Here is a 16131-nt window from a genome sequence, read left to right as displayed (position 1 = left end):
TAATAGAAATACATAGGATAAGTGTTGTAAATAGATATGCTACAGCTTATATGGTTGCAATAACAAGACTTTGACTAGATTAAAACATATTTATGAATTTTAATAACGATGTTGGCATATAGTTGAGTTTTCGATAAATGAATAGAACAGGTACTTTTGTATAAGAATTTTCGATTGGATAACACCTTAATATACCAGCTTTAACATATTTATTTACTACAGAAATTGGAAGTAAACTTATTCCTAATCCCGCACATATACAGCCAATTATAGCTTCTAATGTATCAAATTCCATTATTTTATTTGCTAGTAATCCTTTATTTTGCAGCCATTGCTCTAATATCTTACGGTAAAAGCATCCATTTGGAAATACAATTAGTGTTTGGTTTTGAATATCTTTAATAGAAGATATTTGTGGACGTGCTACATCTGTAACAAGTACTAATTTTTCTTCAGTGAATGTTTTTTGAATTATTTCAGAATTATTAATTGAGCCTGCTATAAAAGCTCCATCTAGGTTATATTGAAGAATATCTTGAATATTTTTTTCGGTTGTTCCTGTTTTTAAAATTAATTTTACATTTGGATATTCTTTATGATATTTAGCAAATAATCTAGGCAAATAAATAGCTGCTATTGTTTCCATAGACCCTATACGTAAAGGGCCTTTTGGAATATTGTCATCTTTTATTATCTTAGTTGTTTCATCTATAAGATGAAATATTTTTTTAGTGTATTTTAACAAGATTTGTCCTTTGGGTGTTAACGTAACACCTCGATTATTCCTATAAAATAAAGATACTTGAAAAAAATTTTCTAGTTGCTGAATTTTAGTCGAAATATTGGATTGTGCATAATTAAGTTCGTGTGCAGCTTTGGAAATACTACCCTTTTGTGCAACTAATTCAAATATGATTAAAGATTGTAAATCTATAATAGTATTCATTTATAAATATTCTCCTTAAAGTATTAAATCTTTATAATCATTTTTTGTTATCGCTATTATCGATAGCAAGCATCTATTTTTTATATTATATCATATAGCAATATAGATGTATAATGTATATAAAGTTAATTATAGATTGGAGGAATTGTAATGACAGATTTTAAGAACTACATATATGTGGCAAGCTGTGTTTTTACTAGAGAAAATCCAGCTTTAAGTGTGAAAATTCAAGATTATCTAAAAAAGCGATTTCATATGCAGATAATAAGGTGCTGTGTTCCAAAATACAAGCTGAAAGAATTTACATCTGAAATGCCAGAATGGTTGCAGTCTCGCTGGGAAGATACTCCCGATTTCAAAAATTTTACTTCAGATAATATAATGGTATATGTCTGCCATAATTGTGCTGCTATTTTTCAAGAAACTACACCTGAAGTGAAAAGAATTTCGCTGTGGGAACTTATTTTGCAAGATACAAAATTTCCGTTTCCTGATTATTCACATGAAAAAATGACTGTACAAGATTGTTGGCGTTCTTATGATAATCGTTCAGAGCAAGAGGCTGTCCGCGCATTGTTAAACAAAATGAATGTAGATATTATAGAACAAAAAGAAAATTATGAAAAAACACAGTTTTGTGGTATATCTTTATATAAACCATCGCCAAAACGGAATTTAAATTTGGCTCCAAAAAGATTTATAGAACATGCAAATGGGAAATTTATTTCACACACTAAAGAAGATCAAATACAATTAATGAGAGAACACTGTAAAAAAATCGCTACTGATAAGGTTGTTGCATACTGCCATTATTGTGTCAACGGACTTAAACTTGGTGGAAAACAAGCAAAACATTTGGCAAGTTTATTATTTGATACAGAAAAATAGCAAATTCAATATAAGTCAATGAAATTGCCATTAAAATCATCTAGCTTGTATTAGAATAATTACCTATACTGTAAATGCATTGGAGGGCTTCAATAGACAGCTTAGAAACCTCACAAAAACGAGAATTATTTTTTCAGCTGATGAAGCCCTCAAAAAATCTCTTTACCTAGCTACTGAACAAATCATGAAAAATGAACTTCTCCAATCGTAAATTTTGGAATAACATTAGTCCAATTATCATGTTTAAAAATAAAATAGGCAAAGAAATATATCTATATTCTCCTTATTTCAAGCAATGCATATATTCTTTTACCTTATCTCCTCTTACTAGGAACGCCTGTCCTTTAGAGCAAAATATTGAAGCAGCTGTATATTCAATATCTGCATCTTTATTATATCCTATCTTCTTTATAACTTCTTCTTCATTATGACATATATCATAACCATCAAATGTAAAGTTAATCTTTCCTCTGCCTTTTGTAAAAGATGCAAACTCCATGCCATAATCCATAAAAGTTGCTGCAGGTCCTCTTCCTTTTATAATAACTTTATTATGATAAGTTTCTGGAGTTTCAAAAGAACCACTTAACTTTTGTATATCGGAAATCACCCTTCCCATATAATCTATATCTACTTTAATTTTAAAGCAATAATAAGGCTCAAGCAGTACATTCCTTGCACTTTCAAGCCCATGTCTTATTGCCCTGTAAGTTGCTTCTCTAAAATCTCCACCTGAAGTATGCTTGATGTGAGATCTTCCATTTAACAATGTTATCTTTATATCTGTTAGAGGTGATCCTGTAAGTATACCGTGATGTTCCCTTTCATAAATATGTTTTTTTATTAAATTTTGATAATTTATACTTAAGTTATCTACACGACAGAGGCTTTTAAAAGTAATTCCACTATTCCTCTTTCCCGGTTCCAGTTTGATATTTACCTCTGCATAATGTCTCAGAGGTTCAAAATGTCCATATCCTATGGATTCATTCAGAATAGTTTCTTTATATAAAATTTCAGGGGTTCCAAATTCCGTATGCAAACCAAATCTTTCCATGATCAGTTCTTTTAAAACCTCCAGCTGAATTTTTCCCATAATATGAATTTCTATTTGTGACAAACTTTCATCCCACATAACCTGAAGTGAAGGATCTTCTGATTCCAAAATTTTAAAATAAGCCAGTACATCTTTTACATTTATCTTCTCATCAAATATAACTTTCGATTTCATTGTAGGAACCATATCATAAGCAACTTTTTTATTTAAATCTCCAACTCCATATCCTATTGTAGAATTTGAAAGTCCAGTTAATACAACAATTTCTCCCGCATATGCTTCATCTCTTGATTCAAATTTATTTCCATTGTAAACTCTTATCTCATTAACTTTTTCATATTGATATTCAGAGAATTTCCATACTTTTATTTCTTGTTTTACTTTTAAAATGCCCTTTAGTATCTTTATATAAGTCAATTTATTTTTGTCATCATACTTAATCTTATATACAATCCCACTAAAATTTTCATTATCATTATAATTTGTAAAAGTGATTTCATCTAATTTTTCCAAAAAATCTTCTATTCCAATATTATTAAGTGCTGATCCACTCATACACGGAAATATTTTATTAGATGCTATCATTTTCTTTAGATAATTCCTCCATATAGTGTTTTTATACCCACTTTCCAGGTATATTTCAAGAAGAGATTCATCTCTCTCTGCAATAAACTCTACATCATTATCTTCTAATTTTTCAAAATTGAAATTTTCATCTAAATAAAAAACATCTTCACTTAAGTCACTTTTAATCTTATTTACTACAGCTTCAACATTAGCACCTTCTCTATCCATTTTGTTTATAAATAAAATAGTGGGTACTTTATGTTTTCTAAGAAGATCCCATATTATTTCACTTTGAGCTTGAACTCCCTCTACAGCACTCATTATTAAAATAGCATAATCCATAATCTCAATTGTTCTCTCCATTTCCGGAGAAAAATCAGCATGTCCTGGAGTATCTATCAAATAATATGTTGAAGATTTATATTTAAATACGGCTTCACCTGAAAATACCGTAATTCCTCTTTCTTTCTCTATTTTATTGCTATCTAAAAAAGAGTTCTTATGATCAACTCTTCCTCTACTTCTAATGCTTTTTGTATGATAAAGAATTTGCTCTGCAAATGTAGTTTTCCCTGCATCTACATGAGCAAACAATCCAATAGTTTTATTCACTTTTTTGTTTCCTCCTCATATTGCTTACAGCTATTTATTTTATTTTAACATAAGTAGTATAATATATTCGTTAATTAGAGAAAGGACTTGAAAAAATGGACAATAAAAAATTACTTACAAACAGAAAAATGGTAGTACTAATTGCATCTATTTGCTGCATACTTTGGGGAAGTGCTTATCCTGGAGTTAAAAGTGGCTATGCTTTATTTAAAATAGCCCAAAATGATGTATTTTCAGAGCTTTCCTTTGCTGGATATAGATTTGCAATTGCAGGAATTATGGTTTTAATTATACCTCTGATTCATGGTAAAAATATATTTTCTCTAACGAAGAAAAATATAGGACAAGTTGTAATGCTTGGATTAACTATGACAACTTTTCAATATATATTTTTCTACATTGGACTTGCTAATACAACTGGTATAAAAGGCTCTATAATGAATGCAACGTCTACGTTCTTTAGTGTTATACTAGCTCATTTCTTATATGCAGATGATAAAGTAGATGCTAAAAAAGCTATTGGATGTTTACTTGGATTTATTGGTGTATTCATAATAAATTTCAGTTCTAAACTTTTAAATTTTAATTTTAATATATTGGGAGATGGATTTATCATTATGGCTGCCTTTATTTTTTCAGCCTCGTCAATTTACAGCAAAAAACTTTCTGAGACAATTGATGTAATACTAGTAACTGGATACCAGCTATTAATAGGTGGTATTTTTCTTATTATTATAGGTACATTCAATAAAGGATACATTACTAATTTTACATTGCCATCAACTATGATTTTACTGTACCTAGCTTTACTTTCAGCAGTAGCTTTTTCACTTTGGACATTACTTTTGAAATACAATAAAGTAAGTTCAATATCAATATTTAATTTCATAATACCTATATCGGGCGCCATATTATCTTCAATATTTTTAGGTGAGAGAATTCTAGATTTGAAAAATGCTGCAGCTCTTATTCTTGTATGTATAGGAATATATATAGTAAACAGCAATTCAAAATAAAATAAGGACTAGATTTTATAAGTCCAGTCCTCTGTTTTATTTAGTTTATTCAACTTTAAATTTGCCAACAGCATTAACTAATTTCTTTGCTGTAGAATTTAAATTTTCCGCAGATGATGCTACTTCTTGTGTAGATGCACTAACTTCCTCTGAAGATGCTGCTATTTCCTCTGTGGACGCTGTAGTATTTTCTATTAATCCACCAAATTTGTTCATGGTATCTATAAATTTATTTCTTGATTCTTCAGTATTATTTGCCCATAAGTAAGTTTGATTAATTAGCGGCGTAACTTTCTCAATTGAATTAACTATAATATCGAAAGATTTTATTGCATTTTCTACCACTGAATTTTGTTTATCTACTGTACTCTTAGCTTTTATTGAATTTTCGATAACTTCTTTTGAATCATTATTTATCGAATTAATCAAGGCATTTATTTTTTTAGCAGAATCCTCAGATTCATCAGCCAATTTTCCTATTTCCTGAGATACTACTGAAAAACCTTTTCCTGATTCGCCTGCCCTCTGAGCTTCAATAGCAGCATTTAAAGCTAGTAGATTTGTCTGATTCGCTATTTCTGCTATAACGTTATTTATGTCACTAATTTGCTCAATAGACATAGTAAGTTTATTGACTTTATTTAAAACCACCTCAAATGATGCCTTTACATTATTTATAGCTTCTTTTAGTGAATTTATTTCATCTTTCCCTGATTTCGCCTTATTTGTTGCATCATCAGAACTTGCATTTGCAAGTGAAAGTTTTTCTTTCATATTTTTCATGTTTTCACTTATATCATTCAATAAACCAATCATGCTATCCACATAATGTTGTTCATTTTCAGCTGATTTTGCTACTCCCTGAACTGCAGCAGATACTTCCTGTGAAGAACTTGACATTTCTTCAGATACAGCATTCAAGTTTTCAGATCGTTCTTCTATATTAATAGAATTTTTCTTTACCTCTAAAACCAATCCTTTAACATTAGCTTTCATATTATCAACATGCTTGGCTATTCTTCCAAATTCATCTTTTCTATTCAAAAGTTCCTCTGGAATAGAAATACTAAAATTCCCGTCACCTATTTCTTCTACCATGGATTTTAATTTTTTCAAAATGCCCTGTGCAAAATTGCCGATCAAAATCGATATAATTACAGATATAATTATACCTACAATGGCTGAAAATAAAATAAATTTCCTTATAACTGCAGTATCATAAGTCAACTCATCACCATTAGCAATGCTTACAATTTTCCATGAATTTTCATTATTTGTATCATATGCATATAGCTTATTTGTTATTCCATAATTCTCCTTAAAATAGCCAGTATTATTGGATATGATATAATTCCAATCGTTCTTTTTAATGTCACTCTTTTTACCTATTTGCTTCAAATCATGATGTGAAATTATTGTTCCATCTTTATTCATGATACATACATATCCTGTTCTTCCCACTTTTATATTAGATATATCTTTAGATAATTTCTCAAGTGAAACATCAATAGCCGCTACTCCTATTATATTTCCATCTTTTTCTACACTTCTGGCTACTGTAATCATTATTTTAGAAGTATTGACGTCCTTGTAAGGTTCAGTCCATATAACCTGTCCTTTTTTGCTTATAGCTTCCTTATACCATGGCCTCTGCCTTGCATCATATTCACCTGATACATTTCTCAAGTTTCCATCATATTTTAATCTGTCCCCATTTTTATCAGCGATATATGTACTAACTATACTTTCATTACTATTTTTTGTATTTTGAAGTAATTCTACAGCATTATTTCTACTTCCCTGATTGTTTATATCCAAGTTTTCTAATGCACTGTTATTAGAAATTAACTTGGTTTCACTTTCCATGCCTCCTAAAAATTCTTTTATAGAATGGTTTACATTTATGGCAATTTGTTTTGAACTATCTTGAAATTTTTCATATAAAATTTCGTTGGATTTTTCATAAATTGATATTCCCATTGTACATAATAATATTGTTGATACTAAAGAAATTATTATTATTAATTTTGTCTTAATACTTTTAAAGTTAAACATCCAGTAAGTAACCCCTTCCTTTTTATTTGTCATAAAATATACAATACATATAATTCTTCGGTTCATATACTATAAAACTTTATTTTTATAGAAAAATTTTATATTAGATGTTATAATTGTGTAATATTGTAAATTGCTAATATTATTATTTTATACAAATAAATACTTTTAAGTATAACTATTGAAAGGAATGATATTATGAATAAACATAAATTTATTATTTTTTCAATTGCTGTTGTTCTTATACTGTGTTTAATTATTTTAAGAAAAAATATATTAACTGTCAGGGGTAATTCAAATTCATCCAACAACAATCAATTTTCTTTAAGCCAATTAAATATGCAAAAACTTGATATAAATTTATCTTATGAAAACAAAAAAATTAAATTTAATTTGCCGATAGGTATGAAAAATAACATATATTACATACCACTAAATGACGTAATCTCAAACTTTGGAGGAACTCTTACAAGAACAAATAATAAGTTAAACTTAACCTTTAACTCAATAAATTCATTTATCGATATCAAGGGAAATACTTACATGGAAAATAATAAAACATATAATTTAAGACATAAGATTTTTTTGGAGAAAAATATTATATACATATCCATGTTTGACTTTACAAATATATTTAATTTAAAAACCTACTGGAATGAGAAAAATTCAGAAATTGATTTTTATAAAAATAGAGAAAATATTCTTATAGATAGTTCACTTGATGAAAAAAAAGCAGCTTTAATTAGATTAGAGGATGTTACAGCCGGTGGGGCTTACAATTCTCATGATACTTTAGAAAAATTAAGAATAATTACTGACTATTTGTACAATAAACACGCTGTCTTTCATGTCGCCTGGGTTCCAAGATATGTAGATCCATCTAAAAATATAGATAATAATTTATTAAAAAACTATAATATGTTTAATGCCGATTTTTTATTTACTTTAGATTATATGATAAGTAGAAATGGAATAATTGGTCTTCACGGATATACCCATCAATATAAAAATACTAAAAGTATTGATTCAATAGAATTTCATATGGGAAGAAAAGACACTATTCCTGAAGATACAGAATATGCAGAGGATAGGATAAACAAAGCTTTAGAAACCGCACATGAATTTAATATAAACTGTAATTTCTTCGAGGCACCTCATTATGCTATATTGCCGCCTCAGATGAAAGCAATAGAAAAATTTTTTAACTATATGTATGAGCCCTATTCAGAAAACGGAGGACTTACCGAATGCAAAAATATCATAAAATTTAATGAAAGCAATAGAAAAGCTGTATATGTTCCAACCCCACTTGGATACGTAGATGGTGCAAATGATTGCAAAAACATGCTGAATAAGATAAAAAAGATGGATAATAACTCTACTGCCAGCTTATTTTATCATCCACCAATTGAATTTCAATATATAAACTTAAATAGGAATAAAAATGGATATCCTACTTATACTTATTCAATAAATTCACCACTTCATCAAATAGTAGATGAATTCGAAAAAAGGAATTATAAATTTTGCAGTATAGATACTTTTGTCAACAAATATAAATGATCTATGCCCTCGGATGGGCTTTCTTATATACTTCTGCAATTTTATTTTTCTTTAAGATAGACTCATATATTTCGGTGGCAGATAGATCCTTGTGCCCTAAAAGTTCTTGAACAGACCTAATATCTGCCCCATTTTGAAGCAAATGGACTGCAAAAGAATGTCTTAAGGTGAAAGCATTTATGTTTTTATCTATATTTGCTTTTTTAGCATAATATTTTACTATTTTCCAGAAACCCTGTCTGCTCATTTTTACTCCTCTTAAATTTAAAAAAAGCAAGTCAAGTTTATATACATTAAGTCTTGTCCTTACATCTAAATACTTTTTTAAATATTTAACAGCTACAGATCCTACGGGTATTATTCTCTCTTGATTTCTAGAATTTTTACATTTAACATAACAAAGTTTTAAATTTATATCATATATAGTTAAATTTAACAGTTCCATAACTTTCATGCCTGTTGCATACATGGTCTCAAGCATTGCTTTATCTCTTACACCTTTATTCTTATTTATATCAGGTGATGAAAGCAATCTATCTACTTCTTCAATAGTCAATATCTTAGGTATATTGTGTTTTACCTTTGGCATGTCATAATACAATACCGGATTTTCATTCACAATTCCTTTAATCATAAGATATTTATAAAAGCTTCTAAGCGAAACTATATTCCTAACTATTGATGAGACTGCCCTGCCTTCTTTTTGCAAATATTGTACATATGCCATTACAGAAACTACCTCTATGTTTTTTATATCCTCATCTCTATTTTTTATAAAATCACAAAATCTGCTTATATCTCTTACATATGCTTCCAAGGTATTTTTCGATATCTGTTTTTTTTGAAGTTCGCAGACATAATTAAGCAAAAGTTTATTCAAAGCTATCACCACTCTTCAGGATTAAAGATAGATATATTACACGAAATTAAAATTTTAGAAACTGATTAAATATAATAGTATAATTATACAGTATATTAAAGTTTTTGTTAAATATACTGTACACAAAAATGCTATTTTGATAGATCTTTGGCTTAATTATAAAATAATATAATGTATAATCTAATGCCCTTGGTAGAATTATCCCAAAGAAAATAAGTATAAAAAAACATTTTAAAATTATAATTATAAAGCTTGTAACTTTTCTATTTAATATCATAATAACATTCCCTGATTCAATACAATTAATTTCATCATGTTAGGAGTAAGATATACTTCCATAACAAATCCTATACACATTACAGTTATAACAATTAAAAATGCCATAGAATATGTTGTGAGTTTAAATAACATATATGTTTTCCATTTGCTGCTTGATTTGTCTTTCAACATATTGAGTGAAAACTCCATAGCAAGTACGGATGAGAATATTATACATGGTACATATATTATATTTTGAGGAACTATAGCTAAAAGGTCAAACCATATTCCTTTAATTGCCATTTCATTTATTATGAAACTTGAAGCAAAACCAATAGTAAATCCTTTTATTACATCTATAACCAGTATAACCGGTATTCCAATAATCGTAAGTCCAAGGAACCATATAGCTAAAATTATTGGAATATTAATTTTAACTGTTTCTATAAATATAGCCTTATAATTTATACTGCCTGATCCCAAACTGCTTTTAAAACTATTCAGGTAACTCAAAAGATCATTTTTTTCAAATCCTCCCATGTATCTGACACTATATATGCCAAGTACTATACCAGTACAGAAACATAAAAGACTTATTACATAAAGCCAGAAGTTATTTTTAACATGTTCATTTATCAAGTTAGGTATTTTGCCATCCAGCATAATTCATCCCCCTTTTGTTAATCTCTATTTATTTTATGATTATCAAAAGAGTTATATGACTATGTTAAATAAACATAAAAGAACTTACTGTTTTGGCATCTATTATTTCTCCCGATTTTATCATATCCTTTATTTTATCTGTCTTTATTTCTTTTAAATTTATAAATTCATCCTCATCCGCTATGTCATTTCTTCCTTTGTATAGATCCCTTGCTTCATATATATATATTACTTCGTCACAAAAACCAGGACTTGTAACTATCTTTCCTAAATATTTAAAAGTTTTTGCCTTATATCCTGTCTCTTCCTCTAATTCACGCCTGCCACAAACTTCCGGTTTTTCACCTTTTTCCATCTTGCCTGCCGGTATCTCAAGAATAGTTTTTTCAAGAGGTTTCCTAAATTGTTCCACCATAATTAAGGTGTCATCATTTTTATAAGTTAAAATAGCTACTCCACCTGGATGGTTTACTATCTCCCTGCTGCTTTCTTTTCCATTTGGCAATTTTACTCTGTGCAAATTCAATTCAATAATTTTACCTTTATATAAAAGTTTTTTATCTACTGTTTTTTCTTCAAATTTCATAAGTAATACCTCCAGCAATCTATTCTATTTGATTTTCTATATCTCTTACAATTTGTTTGTAATATCTTATAATTTGTTTCAATTCTTCTTCCCTATCAGGATCATTTGACATCTTATCTCTTAGTTCATTAACCCTGCTAATAATCAAATTCTTTATACTTTTTATATCATCTAATTCCAATTCTATTTTTATTTTACCCATATTGCATCCCTCCCTGTTAAATCTTATGATACTATTATTTGTTTTATTATTAAATATATTAACATATTTAGTTTTTTTATATAATCCCTTTATTTTAAAAATGCCCTAAAATTTAATGTCCATCTGCCAGAACTGCTTTATCACCAAATTAACGTACATCCTATCATATACTGAAAATAAATGCTTTGATATGATATAATTGATTAATAAACAATAAATGGAGGATATTATTGGAGATGAATACAGAATTACTATATGCAATTATTACAACTAATCTAGCTCTAGTATTATATACTTTAGGTGTATGGGGTGAAAAAAAATCAGGTATACTGAAAAAATGGCATGTTATTTTATTTTGGTTAGGTTTAATCTTTGACAGTACAGGTACTTTACTCATGAGTAACATAAGTAAGACAGTCACAAAAACAATTCCTGAAATTGAACTTGTAATACATGAAACAGCAGGTATTTTCGCAATTATACTAATGATATTTAATGCTTTATGTGCAACATGGATATTAAAAAGAAATAATGAACATATGAAAAAGATCTTTCATAAATTCAGCATACTAATTTGGTTTATTTGGCTAATACCTTATTGTATCGGAATGATTATGGGTATGCATCATTAAATAATTCTATAAAAATAGATAAAAGTCTCCATTTACCTATAATTGTAAATGGAGACTTTCATAAATTTCTATTAATAAATCTATGTCCATTTTTTCAATCAAAGTTTCAACATAAAAAAATAAACTATGTGTTAAGCATTAATATTGCTGATTTAGCTCACCTTATTTTTTAGCCTCAATTTATCAGCTACCATTGCTATGAATTCCGAATTAGTGGGCTTGCCCTTTCCATTGTGTATAGTATATCCAAAAATTTTATTTATAGTTTCTATCTGGCCTCTTGACCATGCCACTTCAATTGCGTGTCTGATGGCACGTTCAACCCTGCTAGCTGTTGTATTGTATTTCTTTGCTATAGATGGATATAATTCCTTCGTAACAGCTGACAGCAGTTCCATATTGTCCACCACCATGGTTATTGCTTCCCTTAAGTACATATAGCCCTTTATATGTGCAGGAACACCTATCTCATGTATTATATCAGTTATTTCCTGTTCTAAGCTATCTGCACTGTTACCTGAATATCTAACCTCTGAATTATTATTTAAAAGCGATATGGCTTTTTTGCTTTCATTACTGTTTGTTATTACATTATTGAACATCTGTCTTATTCTTTTTGTAAACACATCCATATCAAATGGTTTCACTACATAATAATCAGCTCCCAGAGTTATAGCTCTCTGAGTTATTTTATCTTGTCCTACTGCTGAAAGTACAATTATTCTTGGCATAGGATCAATATTCATACCATTTAATCTCTCTAAAACTCCAAGTCCATCAAGATGCGGCATAATTATATCAAGCACTACTAAATCTGGCTTTTTATCCTGTATTAATTCCAATGCTTCTAGTCCATCTTTTGCAATGCCTGTAACTACAATATCTCTTTGGTTTACTAAATAATCGCTAAGAATATTACAAAATTCTTTGTTATCGTCTGCAATAATTACATTTATTTTTGATTCTTCCATCATTTTACTCCCCTTTTTCACTAATTAACTTAACTCCCAGTTGTTAACAATTAATTAATTCGACAAAAGAATTTTAATTCCTGCCTATAAAATAAACTTTTTTATAATTTTGTAAAATATAAATATTACAGAATGTAACAATCTTCCATTCTGTAATATTATATTTCTATTTTTTTACTTCATCAATAGATTTGCATCACTTAACATCCATTCTATATATATGCCATAACCAACATCAGGTTTATTTACAAGTACATGCGTAACAGCTCCTACTATTTTCCCATTTTGTATTATAGGACTTCCACTCATTCCCTGAACTATTCCTCCTGTTTTTTCAAGCAATTCTTTATCAGTAACTTTTATCACCATACTTTTTGGTCCAGGTGAATCCTGTGCTAGAAGTTTATCTATTCTTATATCATATGCTTTGACTCCATCCTTATCTATAGTTGTCAATATTTTTGCAGGTCCCTCTTTTATTTCATTTCTAAGTCCTATTTTCATAGGAGCTACACTATTGTTTTGAAGTTCATCCTTTCCTTTTCCAAATATACCACATTCAGTGTTTTTGTATATATTTCCAAGTACAGAATCTTCATTTACAAATATACCCTTTAGCTCCCCTGGGTTTCCCTTAATACCTTTTTTCACAGATACAATTGACGAAGAAACTACTTGACCTGAATTTATATTTAATATAGTTCCAGTATCAATGTCCATTATAGGGTGACCTAAAGCTGCAAACATTTTACTATTTTTGTCATAAAAAGTTAGAGTACCAATACCAGCTGTAGAATCTCTTATCCATAATCCTATTTTATAGTTATCCCCATCCATACTTTTTACTGGTTTTATTATTTTTTTTAATTTTTGTCCTTTTCTTTCTATTAAAACTGTGATATTTTGTCCATTGCTTTCATTTACTATATTTTTAGTCTGTTCTGCATCCTTAATGATAGTTTCATTCATTTTTAGTATATTATCGCCTATTTGTATTCCAGCTACGGCAGCAGGGCTTGCAGCTTTACCCTTAATTGTAGTAATATCAGACAGTGCCACAACTAATACTCCCTTAGTATTTAACTTTACTCCTACTGGCTGCCCTCCAGGATAAAGTAATATATCACTTTTAACTGGCTTTATGGATACAGATCCCACTGGAACAATTCCAAGTAAATTTATACTGGCATTTTTTTTTGATTTTTTATTTCCATTTACTTTTAAAAAAATATTTTGTTTTATACTCTGATTTTCCTTCAAAAATATAACTGTAGGTATATTTTTAAATTCGTAATAAATAAATAGCATAATAAACAGCATAGGAATTAACATATAGTACAGCATTTTTTTTGATTTTTTTTCCATGCTCTATTGCCTCCTGTCTGCATTACTTTTTTTCTATTTTTAAGTTGCCCTTTTAAATATTTTATTATGCTATTATATACTTTCATTTAAATCTAATTTTTTGCAAAAAAAATCGCTTTAATATCCTAATACTAAGCGATTTTCCCTTTAAAATATATAAAAACAATTTATATAATTTTTACTTTTTTTAAATTTGCCATTTTTACAAGCTCTTTTGCATGAGCCAAAGTTATTTTAGTAACTTCTGAACCTCCCACCATCTTTGCAAGTTCATACTCTTTTTCCTTATTATCCAGTTTTCTAATCCGTGTATATGTTTTGTCATTATAAACTTCTTTTGAAACCAGATAGTGAACATCCGACATAGATGCTATCTGCGGCAGATGAGTTACACAAAGAACCTGATGTTTTTTTGATATAGCATACATTTTCTCAGCTACACATTGAGCTATTCTTCCACTTATACCCGTATCTATTTCATCAAATATTACAGAAGGTATTCTATCCTTATCAACAAATACCGTTTTCAGTGCTAGCATTATTCTTGAAAGTTCTCCACCGGATACAACTTTTTCAAGATGTTTTAAAGGTTCTCCAGGATTTGTAGATATATAAAATTGAACTTTATCCATACCTTTTTCCGTAAACTCAGAAGTAAGTTCAATTTTTATTTTAAATACGCTTTTTTCAAGACCTATAAAATTTAATTCTTCCTTCACATTTTTTTCTAATTCCTTTGCAATACTGCATCTTTTGCAATGAATGTCATTAGCTTTAATTCTCAGACTCTTTTCAATTTCTTCCTTATTTTTTTTCAATTCTTCTACTATATGGTCACTGTTTATTATTTCATTATACCTTTTTTGTATTTTGTCTTTATAGTCAAGTATATCCTTTATAGTATTTCCATACTTCTTTTTATATCCGCTAATTTCATATATTCTAGTATTTATGTATTCCAGTTCCTTTTCATCATAACTTACATTTGAAATTATATCCCTTGTCTCTTCTATAGCTTCTTCTATATTATAATATGCATCTTCCAAAAGTTTATTTATATTTTTTATTTTGGAATTAATATCTTTTATAGAAGATATATCTTTTATTACATTGCCAATCTCATCATATACAGAACTTTTATTCTCAAACCCACCATATAATGAATTATAACATTTATTTAAGATATTGCTTATCTTCTCTGAATGTGATAATATGTCAAATTTCTTGTTTAATTCATTTTCTTCCTCTTCTTTTAAATTTGCAGAATTAATCTCATCTATCTGATATTTTAAAAAGTCACCTAATTTTTTTCCATCTCCGCCATCGCCAGAAAGTTTATGTATCTTATTTTTAACTTTTTTTAATTTATCATAGTCTTTTAAATAAAGCTCAATTAAATGTTTAATTGAACCTTCACCATAATCATCCAGGTAGTCCATATGATTCTCTTCTGATAATAAGTTTTGGTTTTCATGTTGTCCATGTATATCTAAAATGGTACATGTAATATCTTTGAGATCTGAAAGCAAAATAGACTTACCATTTACTTTTGCAATACTTCTACCTGATTGAAAAGTTTCCCTGCTTATGATTACAAGTCCTTCGTCAAAACTTATTTCTTTTAGATTTAAGGCATCTCTTGTTCTTGGATTTTCAATAGTAAATACAGCTTCAACAAATGTTTTATTTTCTCCTGTTCTTATCATGTCTTTGTTAAATTTTCTGCCAAGAATATAGTTTATAGCATCAATAAGTATGGACTTACCAGCTCCTGTCTCACCTGAAAGGACATTAAAACCTGGGCCAAAAGATATTGTTAAATTCTCTATAAGTGCAAAATTTTTTATATTTAATTGAAGAAGCATAAGTA

14 protein-coding genes and 1 pseudogene are annotated in these 16131 nt (G+C 28.6%); 5 read left to right on the top strand and 10 right to left on the bottom strand.

The features are described from left to right. Positions 1-79: 79 nt before the first annotated feature. Positions 80-946 carry a LysR family transcriptional regulator gene (locus J2Z42_RS00805; protein ID WP_245331407.1) on the bottom strand — a complete coding sequence of 289 codons (867 nt, stop codon included), beginning with the start codon at positions 944-946 and terminating at the stop codon, positions 80-82. 150 nt (positions 947-1096) lie between these two features. Here J2Z42_RS00805 and J2Z42_RS00800 point away from each other — a divergent pair, with 150 nt between their 5' ends. Both J2Z42_RS00800 and J2Z42_RS14345 read left to right on the top strand, forming a co-directional pair. Further along, a complete protein-coding gene (locus tag J2Z42_RS00800) occupies positions 1097-1834 on the top strand; it encodes a hypothetical protein (RefSeq protein ID WP_209700459.1) in 738 nt (245 codons plus the stop codon). A gap of 49 nt (positions 1835-1883) precedes the next feature. Further along, positions 1884-2092: pseudogene (locus J2Z42_RS14345) on the top strand (IS256 family transposase); the annotation flags it as partial. A gap of 25 nt (positions 2093-2117) precedes the next feature. Here the strand turns inward: J2Z42_RS14345 and J2Z42_RS00795 are convergent. Next, positions 2118-4070: a GTP-binding protein gene (locus J2Z42_RS00795; RefSeq protein ID WP_209700458.1), complete on the bottom strand. Its 1953-nt coding sequence runs from the start codon at positions 4068-4070 to the stop codon at positions 2118-2120. 95 nt (positions 4071-4165) lie between these two features. Between J2Z42_RS00795 and J2Z42_RS00790 the strand changes: the two genes are divergently transcribed. Then, the gene (locus tag J2Z42_RS00790) at positions 4166-5086 is read left to right on the top strand and encodes a DMT family transporter (protein WP_209700457.1); all 921 of its coding nucleotides are present in this window, start codon (positions 4166-4168) and stop codon (positions 5084-5086) included. 45 nt (positions 5087-5131) lie between these two features. Here J2Z42_RS00790 and J2Z42_RS00785 read toward each other — a convergent pair whose 3' ends face one another. Continuing rightward, on the bottom strand, positions 5132-7141 hold the full coding sequence (locus J2Z42_RS00785; protein WP_209700456.1) for a methyl-accepting chemotaxis protein: 2010 nt from the start codon (positions 7139-7141) through the stop codon (positions 5132-5134). 198 nt (positions 7142-7339) lie between these two features. On the opposite strand from J2Z42_RS00785, the gene J2Z42_RS00780 reads away from it, so the two are divergent. Next, positions 7340-8704 carry a DUF2334 domain-containing protein gene (locus tag J2Z42_RS00780; RefSeq protein WP_245331406.1) on the top strand — a complete coding sequence of 455 codons (1365 nt, stop codon included), beginning with the start codon at positions 7340-7342 and terminating at the stop codon, positions 8702-8704. 1 nt (position 8705) lies between these two features. On the opposite strand, the gene xerD is transcribed toward J2Z42_RS00780, so the two are convergent. From xerD to J2Z42_RS00760, 4 genes are all read right to left on the bottom strand, one after another. Then, positions 8706-9584, bottom strand: coding sequence for a site-specific tyrosine recombinase XerD (gene xerD / locus J2Z42_RS00775; protein ID WP_209700455.1), 879 nt, complete (start codon positions 9582-9584; stop codon positions 8706-8708). A gap of 273 nt (positions 9585-9857) precedes the next feature. Beyond that, a complete protein-coding gene (gene spoIIM, locus J2Z42_RS00770) occupies positions 9858-10505 on the bottom strand; it encodes a stage II sporulation protein M (protein WP_209700454.1) in 648 nt (215 codons plus the stop codon). 64 nt (positions 10506-10569) lie between these two features. Beyond that, positions 10570-11091, bottom strand: a complete 522-nt coding sequence (locus J2Z42_RS00765) for an NUDIX hydrolase (RefSeq protein ID WP_209700453.1) — start codon at positions 11089-11091, stop codon at positions 10570-10572. 19 nt (positions 11092-11110) lie between these two features. Continuing rightward, positions 11111-11293 (bottom strand): hypothetical protein, encoded by a 183-nt coding sequence (locus tag J2Z42_RS00760; RefSeq protein ID WP_209700452.1) that lies wholly within the window; start codon positions 11291-11293, stop codon positions 11111-11113. A gap of 236 nt (positions 11294-11529) precedes the next feature. On the opposite strand from J2Z42_RS00760, the gene J2Z42_RS00755 reads away from it, so the two are divergent. Continuing rightward, positions 11530-11925 carry an HsmA family protein gene (locus J2Z42_RS00755; protein WP_209700798.1) on the top strand — a complete coding sequence of 132 codons (396 nt, stop codon included), beginning with the start codon at positions 11530-11532 and terminating at the stop codon, positions 11923-11925. 152 nt (positions 11926-12077) lie between these two features. On the opposite strand, the gene spo0A is transcribed toward J2Z42_RS00755, so the two are convergent. From spo0A to recN, 3 genes are all read right to left on the bottom strand, one after another. After that, positions 12078-12896 carry a sporulation transcription factor Spo0A gene (gene spo0A, locus J2Z42_RS00750; RefSeq protein WP_209700451.1) on the bottom strand — a complete coding sequence of 273 codons (819 nt, stop codon included), beginning with the start codon at positions 12894-12896 and terminating at the stop codon, positions 12078-12080. Between the two features lie 174 nt (positions 12897-13070). Then, entirely contained in the window at positions 13071-14261 is a 1191-nt protein-coding gene (gene spoIVB, locus J2Z42_RS00745) for a SpoIVB peptidase (protein ID WP_209700450.1), read from the bottom strand. A 167-nt stretch (positions 14262-14428) separates the two neighbouring features. Then, positions 14429-16126 (bottom strand): DNA repair protein RecN, encoded by a 1698-nt coding sequence (gene recN, locus J2Z42_RS00740; RefSeq protein WP_209700449.1) that lies wholly within the window; start codon positions 16124-16126, stop codon positions 14429-14431. Positions 16127-16131 lie beyond the last annotated feature (5 nt).

It is taken from the genome of Clostridium algifaecis (assembly GCF_017874415.1).
Classification (GTDB): domain Bacteria; phylum Bacillota; class Clostridia; order Clostridiales; family Clostridiaceae; genus Clostridium_B; species Clostridium_B algifaecis.
This window is presented reverse-complemented; position numbering and strand designations above follow the sequence as displayed.

Bases quoted from the DNA above. Each gene is read 5' to 3' on its own strand.
- J2Z42_RS00805 (WP_245331407.1), bottom strand. From the start codon at position 946: ATGAATACTATTATAGATTTACAATCTTTAATCATATTTGAATTAGTT.
- J2Z42_RS00800 (WP_209700459.1), top strand. From the start codon at position 1,097: ATGACAGATTTTAAGAACTACATATATGTGGCAAGCTGTGTTTTTACT.
- J2Z42_RS00790 (WP_209700457.1), top strand. From the start codon at position 4,166: ATGGACAATAAAAAATTACTTACAAACAGAAAAATGGTAGTACTAATT.
- J2Z42_RS00785 (WP_209700456.1), bottom strand. From the start codon at position 7,141: ATGTTTAACTTTAAAAGTATTAAGACAAAATTAATAATAATAATTTCT.
- J2Z42_RS00780 (WP_245331406.1), top strand. From the start codon at position 7,340: ATGAATAAACATAAATTTATTATTTTTTCAATTGCTGTTGTTCTTATA.
- spoIIM (WP_209700454.1), bottom strand. From the start codon at position 10,505: ATGCTGGATGGCAAAATACCTAACTTGATAAATGAACATGTTAAAAAT.
- J2Z42_RS00765 (WP_209700453.1), bottom strand. From the start codon at position 11,091: ATGAAATTTGAAGAAAAAACAGTAGATAAAAAACTTTTATATAAAGGT.
- J2Z42_RS00760 (WP_209700452.1), bottom strand. From the start codon at position 11,293: ATGGGTAAAATAAAAATAGAATTGGAATTAGATGATATAAAAAGTATA.
- J2Z42_RS00755 (WP_209700798.1), top strand. From the start codon at position 11,530: ATGAATACAGAATTACTATATGCAATTATTACAACTAATCTAGCTCTA.
- spo0A (WP_209700451.1), bottom strand. From the start codon at position 12,896: ATGGAAGAATCAAAAATAAATGTAATTATTGCAGACGATAACAAAGAA.
- spoIVB (WP_209700450.1), bottom strand. From the start codon at position 14,261: ATGGAAAAAAAATCAAAAAAAATGCTGTACTATATGTTAATTCCTATG.
- recN (WP_209700449.1), bottom strand. From the start codon at position 16,126: ATGCTTCTTCAATTAAATATAAAAAATTTTGCACTTATAGAGAATTTA.